The 26037-nt window shown below is 71.0% G+C and carries 13 protein-coding genes and 1 riboswitch; of the genes, 9 read left to right on the forward strand and 4 right to left on the reverse strand.

Annotated features, from left to right (window positions below):
• The first annotated feature begins 32 nt into the window (after positions 1-32).
• Complete coding sequence (locus JMF97_RS29605; protein ID WP_203224536.1) at positions 33-5966, forward strand: type I polyketide synthase; 5934 nt, start codon at positions 33-35, stop codon at positions 5964-5966.
• Between the two features lie 59 nt (positions 5967-6025).
• Positions 6026-12178, forward strand: coding sequence for a type I polyketide synthase (locus JMF97_RS29610; protein ID WP_203224537.1), 6153 nt, complete (start codon positions 6026-6028; stop codon positions 12176-12178).
• A 46-nt stretch (positions 12179-12224) separates the two neighbouring features.
• Here JMF97_RS29610 and JMF97_RS29615 read toward each other — a convergent pair whose 3' ends face one another.
• Positions 12225-12950, reverse strand: coding sequence for a thioesterase II family protein (locus tag JMF97_RS29615; protein WP_203224538.1), 726 nt, complete (start codon positions 12948-12950; stop codon positions 12225-12227).
• A gap of 485 nt (positions 12951-13435) precedes the next feature.
• On the opposite strand from JMF97_RS29615, the gene JMF97_RS29620 reads away from it, so the two are divergent.
• Both JMF97_RS29620 and JMF97_RS29625 read left to right on the forward strand, forming a co-directional pair.
• Positions 13436-13672, forward strand: coding sequence for a hypothetical protein (locus JMF97_RS29620; RefSeq protein WP_238360411.1), 237 nt, complete (start codon positions 13436-13438; stop codon positions 13670-13672).
• 65 nt (positions 13673-13737) lie between these two features.
• Positions 13738-14295 (forward strand): hypothetical protein, encoded by a 558-nt coding sequence (locus JMF97_RS29625; RefSeq protein ID WP_203224539.1) that lies wholly within the window; start codon positions 13738-13740, stop codon positions 14293-14295.
• Between the two features lie 316 nt (positions 14296-14611).
• On the opposite strand, the gene JMF97_RS29630 is transcribed toward JMF97_RS29625, so the two are convergent.
• Positions 14612-15643 (reverse strand): fatty acid desaturase family protein, encoded by a 1032-nt coding sequence (locus JMF97_RS29630; protein ID WP_203224540.1) that lies wholly within the window; start codon positions 15641-15643, stop codon positions 14612-14614.
• A gap of 109 nt (positions 15644-15752) precedes the next feature.
• Between JMF97_RS29630 and JMF97_RS29635 the strand changes: the two genes are divergently transcribed.
• The 5 genes from JMF97_RS29635 to JMF97_RS29655 all read left to right on the forward strand — a co-directional run bounded on the left by JMF97_RS29635 (position 15753) and on the right by JMF97_RS29655 (position 23300).
• Positions 15753-17060 (forward strand): sensor histidine kinase, encoded by a 1308-nt coding sequence (locus JMF97_RS29635; RefSeq protein WP_233196955.1) that lies wholly within the window; start codon positions 15753-15755, stop codon positions 17058-17060.
• Entirely contained in the window at positions 17012-17647 is a 636-nt protein-coding gene (locus JMF97_RS29640) for a response regulator transcription factor (RefSeq protein WP_102659739.1), read from the forward strand. Before JMF97_RS29635 ends, JMF97_RS29640 begins: the two co-directional genes overlap by 49 nt.
• Before the next feature lie 309 nt (positions 17648-17956).
• Positions 17957-18168, forward strand: a riboswitch (cobalamin riboswitch).
• Between the two features lie 113 nt (positions 18169-18281).
• Positions 18282-20519 (forward strand): 5-methyltetrahydropteroyltriglutamate--homocysteine S-methyltransferase, encoded by a 2238-nt coding sequence (gene metE / locus JMF97_RS29645; RefSeq protein ID WP_102659738.1) that lies wholly within the window; start codon positions 18282-18284, stop codon positions 20517-20519.
• 229 nt (positions 20520-20748) lie between these two features.
• Positions 20749-22062: a hemolysin family protein gene (locus tag JMF97_RS29650; RefSeq protein WP_203224567.1), complete on the forward strand. Its 1314-nt coding sequence runs from the start codon at positions 20749-20751 to the stop codon at positions 22060-22062.
• A gap of 134 nt (positions 22063-22196) precedes the next feature.
• Positions 22197-23300: a glycoside hydrolase family 53 protein gene (locus JMF97_RS29655; protein ID WP_203224541.1), complete on the forward strand. Its 1104-nt coding sequence runs from the start codon at positions 22197-22199 to the stop codon at positions 23298-23300.
• Positions 23301-23452: 152 nt separating this feature from the next.
• On the opposite strand, the gene JMF97_RS29660 is transcribed toward JMF97_RS29655, so the two are convergent.
• Both JMF97_RS29660 and JMF97_RS29665 read right to left on the reverse strand, forming a co-directional pair.
• Positions 23453-24208: a DUF6928 family protein gene (locus JMF97_RS29660; RefSeq protein ID WP_233196954.1), complete on the reverse strand. Its 756-nt coding sequence runs from the start codon at positions 24206-24208 to the stop codon at positions 23453-23455.
• A 375-nt stretch (positions 24209-24583) separates the two neighbouring features.
• Complete coding sequence (locus JMF97_RS29665; RefSeq protein WP_203224542.1) at positions 24584-25978, reverse strand: HEAT repeat domain-containing protein; 1395 nt, start codon at positions 25976-25978, stop codon at positions 24584-24586.
• Positions 25979-26037: the final 59 nt, after the last annotated feature.

Consider the following 26037-nt stretch of genomic DNA (forward strand, 5'->3'; position numbering starts at 1 on the left):
AGTTGTCTTTTGCGGAGCCGGTGGTGTCGGCGGTGTCGACGGTGACGGGACAGCCGGTGACGTCGCAGTGGTCGGATCCGGAGTATTGGGTGGGGCAGGTCCGTTCCACCGTCCGATTCCACGACGCAATCCGCACCGCCCACCGGCTCGGCGCCCGCACCCTGCTCGAGATCGGACCCGACGCCGTACTCAGCGCACTGGCCGCCGACACCCTCACCACCATCCCCACCCTGCGCCGCGACCAACCCGAACCGGACGCCGTGCGCACCGCGGCCGCCACACTCTGGGCCAACGGCGCCGGCATCGACCGGCCCGCCATCCTCGCCGACACCGGCGCCCGCCGCCATGCCCTGCCGACCTACCCGTTCCAGCGCCGCCGCTACTGGATGCATCCGGCCAGTGGCGTCGACGCCGGTCTGCGGCCCGCCGGGCACCCGCTGCTCACCGCGGCCGTCACCCTCGCCGCCGGCGACACGACCGTGTTCACCGGCGAACTGTCCACCACCGCCCAACCGTGGCTTGCCGACCACCGCCTGCACGGCACCGTCGTGCTCCCCGGCGTCGCCCTGGCCGATCTGCTCGCCACCGTCGGCGCCCGCACCGGGCACCCCCATCTGGTCGACCTCGTCACGACCACACCCGTCACCCTGCCCGGTGACCAGCCGCTCGACCTACAGGTCACCGTCACCGGCCACGACGACGGCCGCTGCACCGCAGAGGTGTTCACCCGCGCCGCCGCCACCGACGACACCCCCTGGCAGCGCCACGCCACCGCCGTACTGGACGACACCCCGCCCGACGAGCACCCGGACACCCGCGTCCCGGCCGCCGCCACCGAGATCGACCTCGACGACCTGTACGACCGGCTGACCGAGCACGGCTACGACTACGGCCCGCAGTTCCGCGGCCTGCAACGCCTGCACCGCCACGGCGACGACCTGTACGCGGAGATCACCGGTCCCGACAACACCGGGTTCACCGTGCACCCGGCGCTGCTCGACGCCGCGCTGCACCCCCTGCTGCCCGGCGTCGCCGCCGACAGCCCGGCCCGGCTGCCGTTCGCCTGGGCCGGCGTGCACCTGACCGGCACCCGGGCGACCATCCTGCGCGCCCGAATCACCCCACTCGGACCGGAATCCGTCCGCCTCACCGTCACCGACGACACCGGCGACCCGGTCGCCACCGTCCGCCAACTCACCCTGCGCCCGGCCGACCCGGACCAGTTCCGCCCCTCCGCCACCGACCTGCGCTACCGGCCGCAGTGGCAGCCGCACCCGGCACCCGGCCACGCCCCGGCGGCGAACGCGGACGGCACCGCACCGCCGGACCTCCTGATCGTCCGGGTGGCCGCAACCGGCCCGGGTTCGCCGGCCACCCGGGCCCGCACCGCCGTGCACGACACCCTCGCCGTGCTCCGCGACCACCTGACCGGCGAACCCGGTCCCCGCCTCGTCGTCGTCCCGCCCGCCGACGACCCGCTCACCGCCGCTGCCGTCGCGGGCCTGGTCCGCAGCGCCCGCACCGAGAATCCCGGCCGCGTCGTGTTCGTCGACACCGACGACACCGACGCCTCCCGGACCGCCCTGCTGCGCGAGGCCCTCGGCGACGAACCCGACCTGCGTATCCGCGACGGCGAGGTGATGGTGCCCCGGCTCGTCCCGGCCGGACCGGCACCGCAGACGCACCCCGACTGGGGTGACGGCACGGTACTGATCACCGGCGGCACCGGCGCCCTGGGCGCCGCCCTGGCCCGCCACCTGGCCACCCGGCACGGCGTTCGCGACCTGCTGCTGGTCAGCCGCACCGGCCCGGAGGCTCCCGGCGTCGCCGACCTCACCACGGAACTGACCGGGCTGGGCGCGCGCGTGCACGTCGCCGCCTGCGACGTCACCGACCGCACCGCCCTGGCCAGCCTGCTGGACCGGCATCCCACGATCAGCGCCGTGGTGCACGCGGCCGGCATCAGCCGCGACGGCGTCCTTGCCTCGCTCACCGCCGACCAGGTCGACGAGGTGCTCGCCGCGAAGGCCGACGCCGCCTGGAATCTGCACGAGCTGACCGCCGACCGGCCGCTCACCGCGTTCGTCCTCTACTCGTCGATCGCCGGACTGGTCGGCCCTGCCGGACAGGCCGCCTACGCCGCCGGCAACGCCTTCCTCGACGAACTGGCCCGACACCGGCAGGCCGCCGGACTGCCCGCCACCTCCATCGCCTGGGGACTGTGGCAGGACGGCGGCACCATGTCCGCCACCCTGACCGACACCGACCTCTCCCGCATCGCCCGCCTCGGCCTGCGCCCCATCGACACCGCCGACGCGCTGACCGCCCTGGACGCCGCCGTCGCCGGCACCGACCCGGTGCTGGCCGTGACCGCCGTCGACCCGACTCTGCTACGCACCTCCACCGACGTACCCGCCGTCCTGCACAGCCTGGCACCCGGCCGGCGAGCACCCCGCCGCGACCGGGGTCCGGCGTCGATCCGCCGGATCGCCGCGATGAACCCGCCCGACCGTGACCGCGCCCTCGCCAACCTGGTCCGCACCCACGCCGCCGCCGTCCTCGGCCACGACGACCCGGCCGCCATCGACCTCGACCGCACCGTCTCCGACCTGGGCTTCGACTCGCTCACCGGAGTGGAACTGCGCAACCGGCTGGCCACCGCCACCGGCCTCACCCTGCCCGCCACCCTGATCTTCGACCACCCCACCCCGGCCGCCCTGGCCGAACACCTGGCCAGCCGACTCACCGGCACCCAACCCGCCACCGAGCAGGCCCCGGCTGCGGTGGTGGTGGCCGACGAGGATCCCGTGGTGATCGTTGGGATGGGGTGTCGTTTCCCGGGGGGTGTCACGTCACCGGATGGGTTGTGGGATCTGGTGGTGGGGGAGCGCGACGCGGTCGGTCCGTTCCCGGAGAACCGGGGTTGGCCGGCCGACCTGGTCGACCCGGACCCCGAAGCGGTGGGCAAGTCGTACGCGGGTGAGGGCGGCTTCCTGTATGACGCGGATCTGTTTGATGCGGAGTTCTTTGGGATGTCGCCGCGGGAGGCTTTGGCGACTGATCCGCAGCAGCGGTTGTTGTTGGAGGTGGCGTGGGAGACGTTCGAGCAGGCGGGGATCGACCCACGGTCGTTGCGGGGTAGTGACACGGGTGTGTTCTGCGGCGTCATGTACCACGACTACGGCTCCGGACCCGGCACCCTGCCCGCCGAGGTCGAAGGCTACCTGGCCGGCGGCACCATGGGCAGCGTCGCCTCCGGCCGCCTCGCCTACGTGTACGGCCTCAACGGCCCGACCCTGACCGTCGACACCGCCTGCTCGTCCTCCCTGGTCGCCCTGCACCTGGCCGCCACCGCCCTACGCCGCGGGGAATGCTCCGCCGCCCTGGTCGGCGGAGTCACCGTCATGGCCACCCCGGCCGCGTTTGTGGAGTTTTCGCGTCAGCGGGGGTTGGCGGTGGATGGTCGGTGTCGGTCGTTTGGTGCGGGTGCGGGGGGTACGGGTTGGGCTGAGGGTGTGGGTTTGTTGTTGGTGGAGCGGTTGTCGGTGGCTCGGGAGAGGGGTCATCGGGTGTTGGCGGTGGTGCGGGGTAGTGCGGTGAATTCGGATGGTGCGTCGAATGGTTTGACGGCGCCGAGTGGTCCGGCGCAGGAGCGGGTGATTCGGGCGGCGTTGGGTGCTGCTGGTTTGTCGGCGTCGGATGTGGATGTGGTGGAGGCGCATGGGACGGGTACGTCGTTGGGTGATCCGATTGAGGCGCAGGCGGTGTTGGCCACGTACGGGGCCCGTACTGGTGGTGTGCCGGTGTTGTTGGGCTCGTTGAAGTCGAACATCGGTCACGCGCAGGCGGCGGCGGGTGTGGGTGGTGTGATCAAGATGGTGCAGGCGATGCGGGCCGGGGTGGCGCCGCGGTCGTTGCACTGTGAGGTGCCGTCGCCGATGGTCGACTGGGACTCCGGTGCGGTGCGGTTGCTGTCCACCCGGCAGGAGTGGCCCGACACCGGTCGTCCCCGCCGCGCGGCCGTGTCGTCCTTCGGATTCGGTGGCACCAACGCCCACGTCGTCCTCGAACAGGCCCCTGCACCCGAACCCGTCGCCGAGCCCACCGCGCAACCACGCCCGCAGCGCATACCCCTGCTGCTGTCCGCCCGTGGGCCCGCCGCCCTGGCCGACACCGCCCGACGCATCGCGGACCTGCTCACCGACCCGGACACCGACCCCCTCGACGTCGCCGGATCCCTCGCCACCGGCCGCGCAGCCCTGACGCACCGCGCCGCCGTCCTCGGCACCCAACCCGCCGACCTGCGCCAGGCTCTGCTCGCCCTGGCCGACGACCGTCCGCACCCCGCCGTGCACCGCGGCACCCGCACCAGCAGCAAGACCGTCTTCGCCTTCACCGGTCAGGGGTCGCAGTGGGTGGGGATGGGTGAGGGTTTGGTGGGGGTGTTTCCGGTGTTTCGGCGGGTGTGGGAGGAGGTGTGTTCGCGTCTGGTGTGGGATGCGGGGGATGTGGATGCGACGGGGAACGCGCAGCCGGCGATTTTTGCGGTGGAGGTGGCGCTGTTTCGGTTGTTGGAGTCGTGGGGTGTGCGGCCGGATGTGGTGGTGGGTCATTCGGTGGGGGAGATTGCTGCGGCTCATGTGGCGGGTGTTTTGTCGTTGTCGGATGCGTGTCGGTTGGTGGGTGCGCGGGGTCGGTTGATGCAGGCGTTGCCGGCGGGTGGGGTGATGGTGGCGGTGCAGGCCTCTGAGGAGGAGGTGGTGCCGTTGTTGGTGGATGGTGTGTCGGTTGGTGCGGTGAATGGGCCGCGGTCGGTGGTGTTGTCGGGGGTGGCGGGTGCGGTGGAGTCGGTGGTGGGTCGGTTGTCGTGTCGGTCGAGGTCGTTGGTGGTGTCGCATGCGTTTCATTCGTCGTTGATGGATCCGATGTTGGATGAGTTCCGGGCTGTGGTTCGGGAGTTGTCTTTTGCGGAGCCGGTGGTGTCGGCGGTGTCGACGGTGACGGGACAGCCGGTGACGTCGCAGTGGTCGGATCCGGAGTATTGGGTGGGGCAGGTCCGTTCCACCGTCCGATTCCACGACGCCGCCCAGCGGCTGCTCGCCGACGACGTCACCACGCTCATCGAGGTCGGACCCGACGCGATCCTCACCGGCATGCTCGCCGCCCACCTGCCCGACGGCGTCGCCGCCCTGCCCACGCTGCGCCGCGATCGCCCCGAACCACAAGCCGCCGCCGAACTCTTCGGCCACCTGTACGCCTACGGCCAACCCGTCGACCCCGACACCTATCCGCCGGTGACCGCCGGCACCCGCATCCCCCTACCCAGCTATCCGTTCCAGCGCGAGCGGTACTGGCTCCTGCGCGACGCCGCCACCACGACCGCCGTACCCGAACCGAAAACCGCACCAGTACCGGCCGCGGTGGATCTGACCGGCCTGGACGACGACGCCCGCGCCGACCGGCTGCTCGCACTGGTCCGCACCGAAGCCGCCACCGTGCTCGGCCACGGCGACCCCTCCCGGCTCGGTGCCGACCGCGCCTTCACCGACCTCGGCTTCGACTCGATGACCGCCGTGGAACTGCGCAGCCGGCTCTCCACCGCCCTCGGCATCACCCTGCCCGCCACCGCCGTATTCGACCACCCGACACCACGCTCACTGGCCGGACTGCTCCTCGACCAGTACGCCATCACCGCCACCGCCACCGCCGCCACCGCCACCAGCGCCGACACCGACGACCTCGACCTACTGGCCGAGGTGGACCGCCTCGACGCCGCGCTGGCCCGCAACACGCTGACCGCAGACCGGCGCACCGCCGTGCTGGCCCGACTCGGCGAAGTACTGGCCCGCCGGTCACCGACCGAACCCGGCCCCGAACCGGAACTGCTGCACTCAGCCGACGCCGACGAACTGTTCGCATTCATCGACGACCAGCTCGGCCGCGCCGCCCGACCCGCCGGCGCCTGATCCACCCCCGGCCGCACCCACCCCCGCCCGGCCGCCCACCCGACCCCCGAGGAGACGTCGTGTCCGAAGAGGACCGCATGCTGAAATACCTGCAGTGGGTGACCGCCGAGCTGCAGCGGTCACGCGAACGCGTCGCCGAGCTGGAGGCCGGCACCCCGGAACCAGTCGCGGTGGTGGCCACCGCCTGCCGCTACCCGGGCGCCGACAACCCCGAACAACTGTGGCAGCTCGTCGCCGACGGGGTCGACGCCATCACCACCTGGCCGGACGACCGTGGATGGGACGTCGACCGGCTCTACCACCCGGACGGCCCGCCCGGCACCTCCTACACCCGCCACGGCGGCTTCATCGACGCGGCCACCGACTTCGACGCCGAGTTCTTCGGCATCTCCGCCCGCGAAGCCCTCGGCATGGATCCCCAGCAGCGGGTGCTCCTGGAAACCACATGGGAACTGTTCGAACGCGCCGGCCTGGACACCGGCCCGCTGCGCGGCAGCCGCACCGGCGTGTTCGTCGGCGTCGGCGAACAGTCGTACCTCGGCCTGGACGGCCCACCCGAACTCGACGGCTTCATGATGACCAGCCGGCTCAGCAGCATCGCCTCCGGCCGCATCGCCTACACCTTCGGCCTCGAAGGACCCGTACTCTCCGTCGACACCGCCTGCTCCTCGTCCCTGGTCGCCCTGCACCTGGCCGCCCGCGCCCTGCGCGCCGGGGAAGCCGACCTCGCCGTCGCCGGAGGCTGCACCGTCTACGGCCACCCCGGCGGGTTCATCGACTTCTCCCGGCAGCGTGGCCTCGCCCGCGACGGCCGCTGCAAATCCTTCGACGCCACCGCCGACGGCACCGGCTGGGCCGAAGGCGTCGGCCTGCTCCTGCTGGAACGCCTCACCGACGCCCGCCGCCACGGCCACCGCATCCTCGCTGTCCTACGCGGCTCCGCCATCAACTCCGACGGCGCCTCCAACGGCCTCACCGCGCCCAGCGGCCCGGCCCAGCAACGCGTCATCCGGCAGGCCCTGGCTGACGCCCGGCTCACCCCCGCCGACGTCGACGTCATCGAAGCCCACGGCACCGGCACCCGACTCGGAGACCCGATCGAAGCCCAGGCCCTGCTGGCCACCTACGGGCAGGACCGCGCCATTGCGGTGCTGCTCGGCTCGCTGAAGTCCAACATCGGCCACAGTGTCGCCGCCGCCGGAGCCGGCGGCGCGATCAAAATGATCGAGGCCATGCGCCACGGCATCGCCCCCCGCTCCCTGCACCTCGACACACCAAACCCAGCCGTCGACTGGACCCAGGGCGCACTGGACCTGCTCACCTCGGCACGCCCATGGCCGCAGACCGAACGCCCCCGCCGCGCCGCCGTGTCGTCCTTCGGCGTCAGCGGCACCAACGCCCACATCATCCTCGAACACGTTCCCGAGCAACCGGAACCGGACACACCACGGCAGCCCGGCCCGTACCCGTTCCTGCTCTCCGCCCGCACCGCCGCCGCGCTGCGCGCCCAGGCGACCCGGCTGCACGCGCACCTGAGCAACCGGCCCGACATCGAACCGGCCGACGCGGCATACACCCTCGCCCTGCACCGCACCCCACTGGGACACCGCACACACGTGGTCGCCGCCGACCGCAGCGGCCTGCTCGACGGCCTCGCCGCGCTGGCCGCCGCACCGGACACCACCCCGACCGGCGAACCCGGACGCCTCGCCGTGATCTTCTCCGGGCAGGGGGCCCAACGCCCCGGCATGGGTGCTGCCCTGCACACCCGTTTCCCCGCCTTCGCCGCCGCGCTCGACGAGGTCTGCGCCGCCTTCGACCCACACCTCGATGAGCCGCTACGCGACGTCCTGTTCGCCGCCGACGGCACCGACCGGGCCGGGAAACTGGCACACACCGGCTGGACCCAACCAGCACTGTTCGCGTGGGAAGTGGCGCTGTTCCGGTTGGCCGAGTCCTTCGGCGTCCGCGCCGACATGGTCGGCGGACACTCCCTCGGCGAGATCACCGCCGCGCACGTCGCCGGAGTACTGGACCTGACCGACGCCGTCACCCTGGTCGCCGCCCGCGCCCGACTGCTCCAGGACCTCCCGCCCGGGGGCGCCATGGTTGCCGTCGCCGCCCCCGCCGACCAGGTGCAGGCACTGCTCGACGAGCACGACGACGACGTGGTGATCGCCGCCGTCAACGCCCCTGCCGCAGTGACCCTCGCCGGCCCCGAACCCGCCGTGCTCGCCGTCGCGCAACGACTCGCCGCCCAAGGGATCACCACCCACCGGCTCGCGGTCAGCCACGCCTTCCACTCGCCGATGACCACCCCGGTCCTCGACCCGCTGCACCGCGTCGCCGCCACCCTCACCTACCGGGAACCCACCCTGCCGATCGTGTCCAACGTGACCGGCGACCTCGCCACCCCCGGCCTGCTGACCGACCCCGGCTACTGGGTACGGCAGGTCCGCGCCACCGTCCGCTTCCAGGACTGTGTCCGCGCGCTGGCCGACGCCGGCGCCACCACCTTCCTCGAAGCCGGCCCGGCGGCCGTGCTCACCCCGGCGGTCGCCGCCACCCTCACCGACCACACCGGCGTGGCGGTACCTGCACAGACCGGCCACGACCAGGTGGGTGCCCTGACCGGCGCGCTGGCCACCCTGCACCGGCACGGTCACCACGTCGACTGGCGGGCAGTGCTCGACGGTACCGGCGCCCGGCACGTCGACCTACCCACCTACCCGTTCCAACGGCGCCGGTTCTGGGTCACCCCGCCCTCGGCCGACTCGGCCGCCCTCGGCCTCACCCCCGCCGACCACCCGGTGCTGGCCGGCGCCGTCACCCTGCCCGACACCGGCGAGCTGGTCCTCACCGGCCGATTCGCCCCCGCCACCCACCGCTGGCTGGACCGCCACCGGGTGGACGGCGCCGTTCTGCTGCCACCGTCGGCCCTGGTGGAACTGGCCATCAGGGCCGGCGACGAGTGCGGCCAGCCGGTGCTGCGCCGCCTCGACGTGACCGGCCCGGTCATCTGCCCCGACCGGGGTCTGCGCGTGCAGATCCGGGTCGGCGCGCCCACCGGCGACACCCGGCCGGTGACCCTGCACGGCCGCCCGGACGACACCGACGTCCCGTGGACCCTGCTCGCCACCGGCGACCTGGCCGCCGACGCCGCGTCCATCCCGACGGCCGAGGGCGAGCCGGTGCCCGTGCGGCTGCCCGACGGCGAAACGGTCGGCAACTACGTGCTGCACCCCGAACTCCTGCACGCCGCGCTGGCCGCGACCGGCCACCACGGCGAGGCGTACCACTGGCGCGACGTGGCCGTGCAGCGCAGCGCCGCCACCACGGCCGGGGTACGCACCATCGTCACCGACCCGGCCGGCAACGGCAGCGCCCCCCGCGGCCTGCTGCTCACCACCGGCGACGACGAACCGCTGGCCATCGTCGCCACCGTCCGCACCCGAGAGGTCGACGCCGACACCCTGGCCCACGCCCGGCACCGCCCCGGTGACGCCCTGTTCCGCATCACCTGGCAGCCGATGCCCGTACCGACCACCACCGGCCCCACCCCCGCCGTCATCGACGGTCGCGCCACCGCAACCTGCGACCTGGCCACCGACCTGCACCGGCGTACCACCGACCTGCTCGACACCCTGCGCCGCCACCTGGCCGCCCCGTCCGGCCCACCGGCCGTGCTGCTCACCCGCGGCGCGACCGGCCCAGGCCCGGTCACCGACCCGGCCGCCACCGCCCTGCACGGACTGGCCCGCACCGCCACCACCGAACAACCCGGCCGTCTCGTCATCGTCGACCTCGACGACGAACCCACCCCGGAACTACTGACCAGCCTGGCCGCCACCGGTGAACCGGAGATCGCGGTACGGGCCGGGACCGCGTACGTGCCCCGCGCCGAACGGGTCACCACCCCACCCGGACCCGGCCCCCGCCTCAGCGCCGGAACCGTGCTCGTCACCGGGCTCGGCTCGCTCGGCACCCTGGTAGCCACACACCTCGCCACCCGCCACGGCGTCCGGGACCTGCTCGTGCTCAGCCGCAGCGGACCGGACACACCAGCCGCCCGCCAGTTGATCGCCGACCTCGCCGCCGTCGGCGCCACCGCCCGGGTCGTTGCCTGTGACGTGGCCGATCGGAACGGGCTGCGCGCCGCGCTGGCGGCCGCACCGCCGATCACCGCCGTCTTCCACACCGCCGGGACCATCGACGACGGCCTGATCGGCGACCTCGACCCGGACCGGTTGGCCCGGGTACTGCGCCCCAAAGCAGACGCCGCTGCCCACCTGCACGAACTCACCCGCCACCTCGACCTGGCCGCGTTCGTGCTGTTCTCCTCGCTCGCCGCGACCATCGGCGGCGCCGGGCAGGGCAACTACGCCGCCGCGAACGCCTTCCTCGACGGGCTCGCCGCGTACCGCCACGCCACCGGCCTGCCGGCCACCTCGATCGCCTGGGGCCTGTGGGCCGGCCGCAGCGGCATCACCGGAGACCTCACCGACGCCGACCGGTCCCGCATCGCCCGCGCCGGCTATCAGCAGATCGACCCCGCCACCGGCCTGACCATGCTGGACACGGCGCTGCGGCATGCGGACCCGACGCTCATCGGCGTACCGATCGACCTGACCGCCCTGCGCGCCCGCCCGGAGACCGTGCCGGCGGTGCTGCGCACCCTGCTGCCGCCGACGGTACGACGCGAACCCGCAGACGCGGACCGGTCCGCCGACAAGCTGACCGACCTGACCGGGCTCTCTGCCGACGAACGCCGCCAAGCCCTCACCACCCTGGTCCGCACGGTCACCGCCGACGTGCTCGGCCGCACCGGGACCGACAACCTGCCCGCCGACGGCACGTTCACCGACCTCGGCATCGACTCGCTGCTCGCCGTCGAACTGCGCAACCGGCTGGCCCAGCGCACCGACCTGGCCCTACCCGCCACCACCGTCTTCGACCACCCCACCCCGCAGGCCCTGGCCGACTACCTGCACACCAGCCTGCTCGACACCGGCCCGGAACAGCCGGCCGGGCTCGACCTGACCGCCGACGTCACGCTGCCCGACGACATCCGTCCGACGCCCGGCTCCATCCCCGACGGCGCACCCCGGCACATCCTGCTCACCGGCGCCACCGGCTTCGTAGGCGCGTTCCTGCTCCGTGAACTACTGGCCACGACAACCGCCACGGTGCACTGCCTGATCCGGGCGAACGACCCGGACGACGCATGGAAGCGGCTACGCGAGACCGCCCGGTGGTACCGCATCGAGGACCAGCTGGACCCCGGCCGAGTGGTACCCGTGGTGGGGGACCTCGCCGCCGACCGCCTCGGCCTCACCCCGGGCACCTTCGACGCACTGGCCCGCGACATCGACGTCGTCTACCACGCCGGGGCGACGGTGAACTGGCTCCAGCCGTACGCCACGTTGCGCGCCGCGAACGTGGACGGCACCCGCGAGGTGCTGCGCCTGGCCGCCGCGCAGCGCACCGTACCGGTCCATTACGTCTCGACCACCGGCGTGTTCGCCGGCCCCGCCCCCGACGGGCGTGGCCACGGCCCGCACGACCCGACCGGCCCGGCCGACCTGCTGCCCAGCGGCTACCTGCAGAGCAAATGGGTCGCCGAGCAGATCATCGGACTGGCCCGCGAGCGTGGTCTGCCGGTCTCGGTGTACCGGGTGGACCTGGTCTCCGGCGACCGCCGCCACGGTGCCTGCCAGACCCGCGACTACCTGTGGCTGAGCATCAAGGGACTGATCCAGGCCGGCACGGTTCCGGACAGCCTCGGCGGCAGCGTCCCCCTGGTGCCGGTCGACCACGTGGCCGCGTCGATCATCGCGCTGTCCACCGACTCGAAGCACATCGGCAGCACCCACCACCTCTACAACAGCGAGCGGGTCGCCTGGCGCGACATCCTGCACCGGCTCCGCGCTCACGGACACCAGCTGACCGTCACCAGCTGGGCAGAGTGGCACGCCGCGGTGCTCGCCGACCGTGACAACGCGCTCTACCCGCTGCTCGACGCGTTCGAGCTGATGGTCGCCGACACCGACGCCTTCTACCCGGTGATCGACACAGCCGACACCGACGCCGCGCTGGCCGCCGCCGGTCTGCCACCGGCCCCGGTCACCGCGGACGTACTGGACACCTACCTGCGATTCTTCACCGAGGTCGGGTACCTGCCACCGGCGCTGGCCACCAGTTCGGCACGCTGACCCGCACCGATGGGCCGGTCACCCCCGCTGGGGGGATGACCGGCCCTCAGGGCAGTGGAAGCAGTCCCTCACCGATCGCGCCGGCCACTTCCGACCGGTGCTCGTCGAGGTAGAAGTGCCCGCCGGAGAAGACGCGCAGGTCGAACCCGGCCGAGGTGTGTGCCGACCAGGCGCGCACCGCCGCGACGGCAGCCTGCGGGTCGGCGTCACCGGTCAGGGCGGTGATCGGACAGTTCACCGGCGGCTGCGCATGCCACGCGTACGAGTCGATGGCCTGATAGTCGGCACGCATGACCCGCAGGAGTTCGGCGCGCAGTTCGGCATCGGTCAGAAACAGCGGATGGGTGCCACCGGCTTCGCGCAGATCTTCCAGGATCCCGACGTCCGTGCGTGGCGGATCCGGCCGGCACGGCGGCTGATCCGGCGCGCGCCGACCCGAGACGAACAGCCGTTGCGGCAGTCGGGCACCGGCCCGGGCACGCCGCTGGGTGACCTCGTGTGCGATCACCGCACCCATGCTGTGCCCGAAGAACGCAAACGGCCCGGCGAGCCGAGCCTGCAGCACTGCGTCCGCCTCGTCGACGAGTTCCGCAATGGAGGTACGGGCGCGCTCGGCACGTCGGTCCTGCCGCCCCGGATACTGGATCGCCAACACCTCCACCTCCGCTGGCAGCGCCCGGGCCAGCGACAGGAAGTAGTTGGCCGTCCCACCGGCGTGCGGAAAGCAGACCAGTTGGATGCGGGGGGCGCTGCTCGTGGTAAGAGTTCGCACCCACCGATCCGCCACTGCCGGGTTCTCATGCACCGATGTCATCCCTCGACGCTACGCATGTCGGCAGCCGGCACGGTCACCGTCCACTCTCGGCACGGTCACGGCGGTTCAGACCGGTGCGGTCACGGAATCCGAACCGCCCTGAGCAGGGCCACCTCACACCTGGACCGAGCGGACAGAATGGTCGCAGAACTTCCGACCCCCGCACCTCGGCCGCATCAGGATGATCTGCTCGCTGCCTCCCCGCGAGCAGGAAAGGAGTTGCTCCTGTCCGCGCAGTCGTCGATGAACGGCTTCGTCGAGGACCTGGCGATCCAGCTCGCCGGGCACGGCTTCGAGCGAGGTAAGGAGGGACGCGTCTTTCGCCGGTTCTCGCTACAAGGAGACGCGCTCATCCTCGAGGTGCAGCCATCGAATCACTCCAGCCGCCGGGGTCTGGTCTTCTACATCAACATCGGCCTGGTGCACGACAGCGTCTGGACGAGATGCTGCCGCAGCTGCTGCTGTTGCTCGACCGGAACGTCGTGCTGAACGAGACACCGGACATCCTCGGCCCGGGCGACTGGCTAATCCGCGCCTGGCTGTTGGCCGGGGAGGGCCGCATCGACGAGCTGAAGCATCTGCTGTTCGTGGAGAGGCCGGCCCACACCCACGACTCCGTCCCGATCCGTACGGTGTGGAACTATGCGACCGGTCGGGCCTCGGACACCGCAGCGCGGTGAGGGAGCCTGGCAGATATCCCACTCCGGCCTGGTGGCAGCGACGTAGAGGACACGCGATCTGCTTGATGACCGACGATGATGTCGAAGGTGAACCTGGTCAGCCGCGCCGACGGTTGCGGGATCTGGGCCGTCCGCTCGTTGTCCTGATGGCGCCCTTGCTGGTGCGCCTGGCCAACCGGGACAAGCGGTTCGTCTGGACGCTGGAGGAGGTGCGTGGCCACGCTCGGGACTGGCCGCCTTCGGGTGGTGACGCGGAGATGGCCAACCTCTTCCGCTTCCAGGCGTGGTTCGGGCTGAGCATGGTTCCGCTGGCCGGGTACGTGGCAGCGTCGCTGCTGCGCTCGGGCTCGGCCGGCGACTCGGTGCTCGAGGCGGTCATGGTGGGCGCTGCCACGGTAGGCATGTTCACTCTCGGGATGGTTCTGGTGAGCGGGCTGAAGTGGGGGTTGTCGCAGTACTTCACGCCCGACCTGGACCGCCGTCTTGGCCCGCCCCGCAGACGGGATCCCCGGCCGCGCACGCGGCGGCCGGGGTTCGTGGTGCGGCTTTGCCTGCCGAGCAACCTGGACTGGGTGCTCGCGCTGATCTTTGCCAGTTGCATGGCACCGAACGCCTTCCCCTGATCCACCTCGGCATCGATCAGCCGAACCTCGGACCCGGGCGGCGGTGCGGTGTTCCGTGGCCTCCAACTGGGCTTCTGCTGATCTGGGCGGCGTGTAGCTCATTCGGGCGGGCGTGCTCGGGTAGGTGTCGAGGCGGGCGGCGGCCTTGTTGGCGCAGGTGGTGACGACGTGGCGGGGGTCGTGGCCGAGGCTGGTGATGGCGACCAGGGCGGTGAGCACCACGTCGGCCAGCTCGGCGGCCACGTGTCGCTGGTGTGGGTGATGCCTTTGCGGGGGTTCTGGCCGACGGCGCCGATCCACGCTGCGATGTACTGCATCAGCGCCGTGCGTGTTCGGCACGTGCGGGTGCGCCCACCTCGTGCAGGTGTCGCAGGGCCTGGCGGTAGGAGGTGACGAGACCGGTCTGTACGTAGGCGACGCCGATCTCGGCGCAGTACGCCTGCACGATCGGTTGTGCCCTGCGCAGGTTGGGCGTCGGCATGCCGGGGAACAGGTGGTGCTCGATCTGGTAGTTCAGACCGCCGAGCGCCGCGTCCACCAGCCGGTTCCCCCGAACGTTGCGGGAGGTCAACACCTGCTTGCGGAGATAGTCCTCGGTGCCCGTCGGGTGCGGCATGCCCTTGTGGTTGGGGGCGAAGGTCATGCCGAGGTAGACGCCGAACAGCGCCTGGTGCAGCAGCAGGAAGGCGACGGCCTGCAACGGCGAGAGAACGAGCACCAGCGCGCCGAGGTAGCCGACGGCGTGCAGGATCAGCAGCGCGCTCTCCGTACGCCGCTGTTTCACCGTGCCGTCGCGCAACGCCTTGACGCTTGACACCTTCAGGCTGACGGCGAGCAGCGTGAGCAGCGGGAAGAACAGCACGGCCTGGTGCCGGGTGATGAAGCCCTTCAGTCCGCGCCGGCCGACCGCCGACTCGGTGGTCCAGACGAGCACCTCGGGAGCCACGTCCGGGTCGAGGTCGTCGTGGTTGGGGTTGTTGTGGTGACGGGTGTGCTTGTCCATCCACCAGCCGTAGCTCATGCCGATGCCGAGATTGCCGGCCAGCAGTCCGGCGACCGCGCTCGGACGTCTGGTGCGGAACACCTGGCGGTGCGCCAGGTCGTGCGCCACGAGTGCGACCTGGGCGAACGTGACGGCGAGGAACACGGCGGTGATCATCTGCCACCAGGAGGAGCCGATGAGGAAGAAGGCCGCCCAGCCGCCGACGAACATCAGCGTGACGATGCTCAGCCGGACGACGTAGTAGGCGGGCCGGCGGCGCATCAACCCGGCGTCGGTGATCCGGCGGGACAGGACGGCGAAGTCACTGCCGGTCGTCGACTGCGACGGTCTCGTGGTAGTCGTCATGATTCCAGCAGACCGCCTCGGACGGGCGCTGTCAGGAACGCTGTCACCCCGCCGATCAGGGGTGCTAGCACCCCCGAGAAACGGCGGTCTTGCGGGCACAATGGCACCCGTGGACGTGGCCGGGCCTGACGAGCGGACGTACGAGTGGGCGCGTCGGGGTGTACGCGCGGTGCTCGCCGGTCTGGCCGCGATCGGCCTGGCCCTGGCCAACGTCGCGCTGCTCGTCGTATCGCTGCTGGCGCTGGTCCTGGTCCCGGTGCCGCTGCTCGGCATGGCGCTGGTGTCCTGGACGACGACGCTGGTCCGTAAGCGAGCGGATCTCGAACGCCGGCGTGCCGCCTGGGCCGGGGTCCCGGTGCCACGCCCCTACCAGCCGCCCCCGCAGCGGGGCATCGTCGGCGGCTGGCGGCGCTTCCGATGGATCGTCACGGACCCGGCCACCTGGCGCGACCTCGCCTGGCTGCTGCCCGGCGGGATCGTCGGGGCCACCCTCGGCGCGATCTCACTGGCCGTGCCGCTGTACGGGATCATGGGTCTGACGCTGACACCGCTGTGGATCTGGCTCGGCACCGACTGGTACGGCTACGGCACCGTCTGGTCCATCGACACATTCGGTGAAGGGCTGATCTGCCTGCCGCAAGGCGCCGCCATCCTGGCCGGCGGTCTGTGGGTGGCGCCCTGGCTACGGCGCGCCGACGCGTACTTCGCCCGACTCCTGCTCGCACCGACCAAGGCCGCCGAACTTCGCCTGCGGGTCACCCAGCTGACCGCGACGCGCGCCGACACGGTGGACGCCCAGGCAGCTGAGCTGCGTCGCATCGAGCGCGACCTGCACGACGGCATCCAGGCGCGGCTCGTCTCGCTGGGCATGACGATCGGTCTCGCCGACGAACTGATCGACCGGAACCCGGCCGCAGCCCACGAGATGCTCGCGGAAGCGCGTGAAGCGAGCAGCGCCGCACTTGTCGAGCTGCGGCACCTGGTCCGGGGCATCCACCCACCCGTGTTGGCCGAACGCGGGCTGGACGGCGCGGTGCGGGCGTTGGCGCTCAGCCTGCCCGTGCCGATCACAGTCGATGTCGACCTGCCCGGCCGCCTCGACACACCGGTCGAGTCGGCCGCGTACTTCGCCGTCGCGGAGACGCTTACCAACATGGTCCGCCACAGCGGTGCCCACACCGGATCGGTGTCCCTGCGGCACACGGACGCAACGCTGACGATGGTGGTCTCCGACGACGGCGTGGGCGGCGGCGACCCCGCGGCCGGCACCGGTCTGCGGGGCATCGAACGCCGCCTGGCCGCCTTCGATGGCACGATGGCCCTGTCGAGTCCGCTCGGAGGGCCCACCGTCATCACCATGGAGTTGCCGTGCGCGTTGTCATCGCCGAGGACCACGCGCTCCTCCGGGACGGGCTGACCCGAATCCTGCGGGCCTACGACTTCGACGTCGTCGCCGCCGTCGACAACGGCCCGGCCCTGCTGCCCGCCCTGACCACCCACCGGCCCCAGGTGGCGGTCATCGACGTCCGTCTCCCGCCGACATTCACCGACGAAGGTCTGCAGGCTGCGATCGCCGCTCGTACCCAGATTCCCGGCCTGCCCATCCTCGTGCTCTCCCAGCACGTCGAGCCCTTGTACGCCCGCGAACTGCTCAGCACGCCACACGGCGGCGTGGGCTACCTGCTCAAGGACCGCGTGTCCCACGTCGGCGAGTTCGTCGACGCCGTGCGCCGGGTCGCCGCCGGCGGTACCGCCATGGACCATGAAGTCATCTCGCAACTCCTCGCCCGCCGAGAGCCGCTGGCGGTGCTCACCCCCAGAGAACGCGACGTCCTCGGTGAAATGGCCGAAGGTCGCTCCAACGCGGCGATCGGAGCCAAGCTCCGCATCACCGAGAAGGCCGTGAGCAAACACATCAACAACATATTCACCAAACTCGACATGCCGCCCTCCGATGACGACAACCGGCGCGTCCTCGCCGTCCTGGCGTACCTCAACGCCTGAGCGGGTGGAAGGCGGACGCCAGCGCCGGCCGGCCGCATCCGGCCTGGGTCACTTGGGTACGTCCGTGTGGGGCTGTCAAACGAACGGCCCTGCGTCGGGACTGTACGAGTAGCGGCTGACCGGCCGATCAAGGGAGAGACGCCATGCTGGTCGATCAGCCGAGACGACCAACGCGTACACACCAAACGCCTCGAACCTTCGACACACCGGCCCGTACCACGTCCGACACGCCACCGACCCCGGCGTCCTCGACCTGACATCCATCCCGCACGTCGGACAGCATGACGCGGAGACGACCGACAGGCCCGTACGATGGCGAGCGGCGCTGGTTCGCCCCATCCCGCCAGGGTGGGGTGTCGTAAGAGGGAACCCGGTGAGAGACCGGGACTGCCCCGCAGCGGTGAGTGGGAACGACCGCCGTCAACGAAGCACTGGACCGCCAGGTCCGGGAAGCGACGGCCAGTAGGTGACCTCGTGTCATGCCCGCGAGTCCGAAGACCTGCCAGCGCTGCGCACGCCACCGGTGTGCGCCGCCGGCGGCCTCTCGGGAGGGCCAGGGCGGAAGCGGGCACCGTGAGACGTGCCTACCTTCCCTCCCGGGTCCGCTGGGCACTTCGAGGGAAGGACCCCACAGGTGACTACCGCATTCGGCCAGAGCACTGTGCTCGGCTACCCGCGTATCGGCGTCGATCGTGAGCTGAAGAAGGCCGTCGAGGCGTACTGGGCCGGCACCATCGACGTCGACGCTCTGGAAAGCACCGCCGCCGGGCTGCGCGCGCAGGTGTGGCGGACGCTGCACGACGCCCGCCTCGACGCGATCCCGTCGAACACGTTCTCCTACTACGACCAGGTCCTCGACACGGCCGTCGCCGTCGGCGCGATCCCCACCCGCTTCGCCCGGCTGGGCCTGCCCGCGCTGGACACCTACTTCGCCATGGCCCGCGGCGTCGACGCCGAGCCGGCGCTGGAACTGACGAAGTGGTTCGACACCAACTACCACTACCTGGTGCCGGAGATCGGCCCCGACACCGTCTTCACCGCGAACCCGGCGAAGGCGCTGGGTGAGCACGCCGAGGCCCGCGACCTGGGCATCACCACCCGACCGGTGTTCATCGGGCCGGCCACGTTCCTGCTGCTGGCCAAGGGCGACGATCCGTTCGCCCGGCTCGACGACCTGGTCGACACGTACGCCGCGATCCTCACGGCACTCGCCGAGGCGGGGGTGGCCTGGATCCAGCTGGACGAGCCCGCCTACGTCGCCGACCGCACCCCGGCCGAGATCGACGCCCTACGCCGCGCCTACATCCGGCTCGGTGAACTCACGCACCGGCCGAAGATCTTCGTCGCCACCTACTTCGGTGACCTCGGCGCCGCCCTGCCGGCGCTACTGGACACCCCGGTCGAAGCAATCGGCCTGGACCTGGTCGCCGGCCCGGGCAACCTCGACCGACTCGCCGCCGCCGGCCCACTGGCCGGCAGGACCATCGTCGCCGGCCTGGTCGACGGACGAAACATCTGGCGTACCGACCTGCGCGCCGCGATCGCGGCCGGAGCGACGGTCGCCGGGCTGGCCGACCACGTCGCCGTGTCCACGTCCTGCTCCCTGCTGCACGTCCCGGTCGACCTGACCGCCGAAGCCCGCCTCGACCCCCGGTTGGCCGCGCGGCTCGCGTTCGCCCGGCAGAAGGTCGACGAAGTCGTCCTGCTCGGCCGCGCGTTGCGCGACGGCACCACCGCGCTGCCCGCACCGCTGCCGGCCATCCCGGCGGCCTGGCGCCACGACGACGTCCGCGGACGCCTCGCCGCACTGCGCCCCACCGACCGGCAGCGCGGCGACTACGCCAGCCGGGCGGCCCGCCAGCAGGAACGGCTGGGGCTGCCGGAGCTGCCGACCACCACGATCGGGTCGTTCCCGCAGACCACCGAGCTGCGCAAGGCCCGCGCCGCACACCGCGCCGGCAGCCTCGACGACGCCGGCTACGCGTCGCGGATGCGCGCCGAGGTCGAGCATGTCATCCGGCTGCAGGAGCAGTTGGGTCTGGATGTGCTCGTGCACGGCGAACCGGAACGCAACGACATGGTGCAGTACTTCGGCGAGCAGCTCGACGGTTTCGCCGCCACCGAACACGGCTGGGTGCAGTCGTACGGCTCCCGCTGTGTCCGGCCGCCGATCATCTACGGCGACGTGGCGCGCAGGGCACCGATGACGGTGGAGTGGTCCACCTACGCGCAGTCGCTGACCAGCAAGCCGGTCAAGGGGATGCTCACCGGCCCGGTCACCATCCTGGCCTGGTCCTTCGTCCGTACCGACCAGCCTGTCGCGGACACTGCCGACCAGGTCGCGCTCGCCCTGCGGGACGAGTGCCACGACCTGGAGTCGGCAGGAATCCGGGTCATCCAGGTCGACGAACCGGCGTTGCGCGAAACGCTGCCGCTGCGCAAGGCCGACCAGAAGGCATACCTGGACTGGGCCGTCGGCGCGTTCCGACTGGCCACCAGCGGCGTCGCCGACGACACCCAGATCCACACCCACCTGTGCTACTCGGAGTTCGGTGAGGTGATCACCGCCATCGACGCCCTCGACGCCGACGTCACCAGCATCGAGGCGTCCCGGTCGAAGATGGAGATCCTCGACGACCTCGCCGCGATCGGCTACCGCCGGGGCGTCGGCCCCGGGATCTGGGACATCCACTCACCCCGGGTGCCGCCGCGTGAGGAGATGGTCGAGGCGCTACACCGGGCGGTCGCGGCCGTGCCGGCCCGACGGTTGTGGGTCAACCCGGACTGCGGCCTGAAGACCCGCAGCTATCCCGAGGTCGAAGCGTCGCTGCGGCACCTGGTCGCGGCTGCCGCCGAGGTACGCGGACACTGAGATCGCCACCCCGGGCGGGCCTCCTGGTAGGTCCGCCCGGTCTACCCAGCCCAGCTTCCCAACCTCCGTCATCACGGGAGCGAGGATGAGGAGTCGTGGTGCAGCTGAGGACAAGCGGGCACAGACTGCCCGCCCAACCCTCACCATAGGGGAGTCGACACCGTGTATCGGCCTGTCCCTACGGTCGAGGCTGCGGGCGGTGCCCGGTCGAGGAGGCGTCGAACAGGCCGTGGGCGGCTATGGCGTGCAGGTCACGTTGGTGCTGGTGTTGGTGCTGGTGAACGCGGTGTTCGCGGGCAGCGAGATGGCGTTGGTGTCGCTGCGGGAGAGTCAGCTGCAGCGCCTGGAGCGCACCTCCCGGGCGGGACGGGTGTTGGCGAGGCTGGCACGCGATCCCAACCGTTTCCTCGCCACCATTCAGATCGGCATCACCCTGGCCGGGTTCCTGGCCTCGGCGGCCGCCGCGGTGTCACTGGCGGCGCCGCTGGTGGGACCGCTGGGGTTCCTGGGGTCGGCGGCGGAGCCGGTCGCGATCGTGCTGGTCACCATCGTGCTGACCTTCGTCACCTTGGTGCTGGGTGAGCTGGCGCCGAAGCGGATCGCGATGCAGCGGGCGCAAGGGTGGGCCCTGCTGGTCGCCCGCCCGCTGGACGCGTTGTCGGCGTTCTCCCGCCCGGTGGTGTGGCTGCTGGGCAAGGCCAGCGACGCGGTGGTGCGACTGACGGGCGGAGACCCACGGGCCCGCCGCCAGGAGGTCACCACCGAGGAACTACGGGACATCGTCGCCGCGCAGCGTAACCTCACCCCCGAACACCGCATGATCATCTCGGGGGCTTTCGAGGTCGCCGAGCGGAACCTGCGGGAGATCCTCGTCCCGCGCCGCGAGGTGGTCACCCTGTCCGAATCGCTGACCGCACCACAGGCGCTGCGCGAACTGGGCCGATCGGGGCAGACCCGCGCGCCGGTCGTGGGCCGCGCCGGCCTCGACGACACCGTCGGCGTGGTGCACATGCGTGACCTGCTCGACCAGGAGGGCCCGGTCGCCGAGCACGTCAGCGCGCCGCTGTATCTACCGGAGACGTTGAAGGTCACCGAGGCGATTCGGGAGATGCGGTCACAGCGGCAGCAGTTCGCCCTCGTGGTGAACGAGCGTGGCGCCATCGACGGCATCGTGACGATGGAGGACCTGGTCGAGGAGATCGTCGGGGAGATCTACGACGAAACCGACCGGGACGTGCAGGCGGCGGTGCGGGAGGCGGACGGGTCACTGCTGATGTCGGGCGGCTTTCCGCTGCACGATCTGCCGGACGTGGGCGTCGACCTGGACGAGGACACGCTCGAGCCAGGCGACTACACCACGGTGGCGGGTCTTGTCCTGGCACACCTCGGTCACATTCCCAAGACGCCCGGCGAAGTGGTCGAGCTGCCGGGTCTGACCGCCGAGGTGGCCGAGGTGACAGGCCGGGCCATCACCCGCGTACGCCTGCGGACCACACCGCGCCCCGACGGCCCCGACACGGACGAACCCGAGGTGGAATCCTGACCGGGGCCGGTCCCCGACGAGCGCCTGCGCGCGGCCGACCGCGACGCGTATGATTGATTGGCTTCGATCTAACGGGGCTTGTCGCCACGCTGGACCCATCTCTGGGCATCGCATCCTCCACGTGAAGGAGCGCCATGAAACCGTCCCTCCGGGCATTCCTGGCGGTGGTCGTCCTCGCGGCCCCGCTGGCCCTGACCGCCCCCGCGCAGGCCGTCAACACCCTCACCATGCGCGGCGCCGACGTCTCCTCGCTGCAACGCAGCCTGGACCTCGGCGCCCGTTACTACAACGCCTCCGGCGCGCAGGACGACCCCTACGACATCCTCGCCGCCAAGGGCGTCAACTACCTGCGGCTGCGCATCTGGAACAACCCGATCAGCGGCTACAACAACAAGGCCAAGGTGCTCCAGCAGGCCAGGACGATCAAAGCGAAGGGCTTCAAGCTCCTGATCGACTTCCACTACTCGGACACCTGGGCCGACCCGGGCAAGCAGTATCCGCCCGCGGCCTGGGCCCACCACTCGCTGAGCCAGCTGCAGAACGACGTCTACACCTACACCCACGACGTGTGTACCGCGCTGAAAGCACAGGGCACCACCCCGGACGCGGTGCAGATCGGCAACGAGATCAACGTGGGCATGCTGTGGCCGGCCGGGCAGGTCGTCAACAACAACTTCGCGCCCCTGGCGAGCCTGCTCAAGCAGGGCTACCGCGCCACCAAGGCCTGCAACAGCGGCACCCAGGTGTGGATCCACACGGCGAACGCGGACAGCAACGCCAACGCCCGCTGGTTCTACGACGGCATCAGAGCACAGGGCGTGACCTGGGACGTCACCGCGCTGTCGTACTACTGCATGTGGCACGGCTCGCTGGCGAACCTGTACAACGTGATCGCCGACGTGAAGTCCCGCTACGGCAAACCGGTCGTGCTCGCCGAGACCGCATACCAGTTCACCACCGCCAACGCCGACCACCAGGGCAACGCGATCCCCGGCACCGTGCTGTGCGACAACATCCCCGCCACCTGGGCCGGGCAGGCACAACAGTTCAGCTGGGTGCAGAACACCGTACGCAACGCCGGCGGCGTCGGCGTCTTCTACTGGGAACCGACCTGGTACGCGATCCGAGGCAACGGCTGGGACCCGGCGGACATCAACGGCACCGGCAACGGCTGGGACAACATGGCCGTCTTCAACTGGACCGGCCACGTGAACCCGCACGTGGTCTGGACCCCGTAACCCGCCACCCCCGTGGCCTGGCGGTTCACCCCGCCAGGCCACTTGTGGAGTCGGTCGACCATGATCGAAACCGAGAGTGCTCGGCCGGTCCGGCTGGTCGCCGCGCACGGCGGGAGTCAATCGCCGACGGGCGGCCGGGAGGGCAGTAGGCCCTACCACTCATCCCAGCCGACCTCCTGCATCGTCCCGTCCGGGCCCATTCGGAACATCCGCAGCGGCCCCATGTCACGCCTCACCTGCTCGTAGGCCGCCTCGCGTGCTGCCTGTTCCTCCCCCGAGGGATCAGCCACGCGGAACTCGTGTGTGTGAACGGTCTCCGCGAGAATGTCGTCCGGCTCAGGACGCCCTTCAAGGACGAAGCCGAACAAGACGCGCAGGGCCTCCTCGCCCAGATCCAAGGGATGGAAAGGCAGCGGGTACGGGTCTTCGGACCATCCCGGAACCGGTTCGACCGGATGCCCGCCGTCCCAGTACGGGCGCTCGAAGTCGAACGGCTCACCGATGTTCTCCTCGATGCCACCATCCGGTGACAGGCTCAAGGAGCGGACCAGCTTCCCGTTCTCCCACACCGCGAAGCAGCACCAGTCGACGACCGAGTGCATGCCGTGCATGATGATCCGCCTGCCCGCACCGGCCTGGAGTAAATGCGCAGGCAGTTCGGAAGGGCGGTCCAGGACCAGCCTGCGGTCGCACAGGATCTCGGCTCCCGGCAGCACCGTGGCACACGTGATGTCATCAGGCGGGTAAGTCGTATCGAGAGTGCTGTCGCCAACCAATGTCACGTCATACCCGGGAAAGACCTTCCGCACGAGGGCTTCAGCCTCTGCCGGGGCGGACGGAGTCGCACCCAGTAGCGTCGGTCGCAGATCACTGTCAGCGAAAGCCAACAGCGCCGTCTTCGCGCCCATGCCATCTCCCCGTTTTCCGCAAGGTGCACGCACCCTACCGGCAATGATCATGTCTGGGGCGCCTCGCCGCTTCATCGCTTGCGGCTCCGCAGCGATGGCTCTCGGTCGTCCTGCTGCCTATGGCGCGTCGAAGTCGGTGGCCCATCGCTACGGAGCGCTGCTGCTCACCAGCGTGCACGGGATCATCGGGATGGAGGCCAGCGGCCAACTCACCGCCGACAAGTGGCACACCGACGCCGACGACATCCTGACCCTCCTGAGGCAGCATGATCGGCGATCGCTGAGCAAGGACACTGACGCCGCCCCACCGTGGGGCCGCAGGCCAGGGCCTCGCGGACCGAGGTTCGTGAGCCGGTCTGCACAGCAGGAAGCGTGTCAGTGGCTGGTGTCTGCCGTGGTGGCGAGGAGGCCATCGTGTTCGCGAATCCAGTACGCGGCAGCGGCGCGTACCTCCTCGACAGGGTCGTCCAGTACTGACCGGACAACGGCCAGGTAGGCGTGGGCGTCGCGTTGCCACCACTGCAGGGACAACACCGCCAGCCGCCGTACGGTGGGATCCTGGTCCTGCACCATGGTGTTGCTCAGTGCAGGCAGTATCCGTTGGCCTGCCAACCGGCCGAGTTGCCGGTCGCCGAGAACGCTCACGGCGTGTCGGCGGACAACGACGTGTGGCGACCGCAGGCCACGGAGAGCTTCGTCAACCTCGTCGGTGTTGATGCGGCAGGGTGTGGTGCCTGGTGTGAGTTCGTCGGCCAGGGCTGTCGCGTACTCCGGTCGGCTCCTGAGGACCTCTTCGAGAGGGCGGTAGTCCAAGGCGAGCGGGTTCCGCCCATGGTCACGGAAGCTTCCGTACGGGGCGGCGACAGCGGTGACGACCGTTTCCCGGGCAAGGCGGTCTGCACGAGCGAGGACCACATCCAGGCGACCGAGCCGGGCCAGTGCCCGAGCCACCCACAGGTGGTCCAGTCCGTCGAGACGGTCGAGTGCGATGGTCAGTGCCTCGATCACCTGGCCGTCGGGTAGGCCGAGGTCGGCGAGGAGTTTGGCGGCCTGCCACGCCTGCCCGGCTCTGCCCAGCAGTGGTATCGACGCTGCGGCGGCCGGAAGCCCCAGCGTGATCAACGCCTGGGCCGCGTCCTCCGCGCTGACGAGACCGCCGTGGTCGCCGAGCAGGGACACGTAGTGACGCGCCTGCTCGCCCGGTGGTAGTGCTGCGATCCGAGCCATCTCGACGCGTCGCCGGTCGAGGTCGGGGAAGTGCCGATGCAGTTCCCGTTCACTCAGCACGCGGCGCAGCAGCACCTCTGCGTGCTCGTGGTCGAGGACGAGCACCAGGAAATCACGGTCGACGACACCCGAATCGCGCAGCCGCCGGCGGGCCCGCCGGCAGGCCGTCACCAGAGCGGTCAGATAGCGACCGAACGTCTGCTCCCACTGCCGGGTGTTGCCACGACGCGCGAACGCCGTCAGCTCCTGCTGCCAACGTCGGTTGACATTCGCCGGCAGCCAGTCGAGGTCGAACTCTTCCCGGTCCGCGATACTCCACGCAACGTCTGCACGATGCTCGGCCGGCCGCTGTTGCACCGCCTCACGCGAGTTCATCCCAAACATCGGCAGCGTGATCGCACCGTCGGTCTCACGGTAGATCTCGCCCCACGCCGCAGCGTAGAAGCGCTGATCCGGCCGCTGGGCGATCACTGTCTGGACGGTTCGTACGAGCGCATCGGTCAGCACCTGCTCGAACCCGCCCCAGTCGAACCCCGTCGGCACGCGCACGATCCTAGACCGCACCCCCGACAGGTGACACCGGGAGAGCAACCGCAGCTCGT

This window comes from Micromonospora fiedleri, assembly GCF_016774385.1.
Lineage (GTDB): Bacteria > Actinomycetota > Actinomycetes > Mycobacteriales > Micromonosporaceae > Micromonospora > Micromonospora gifhornensis.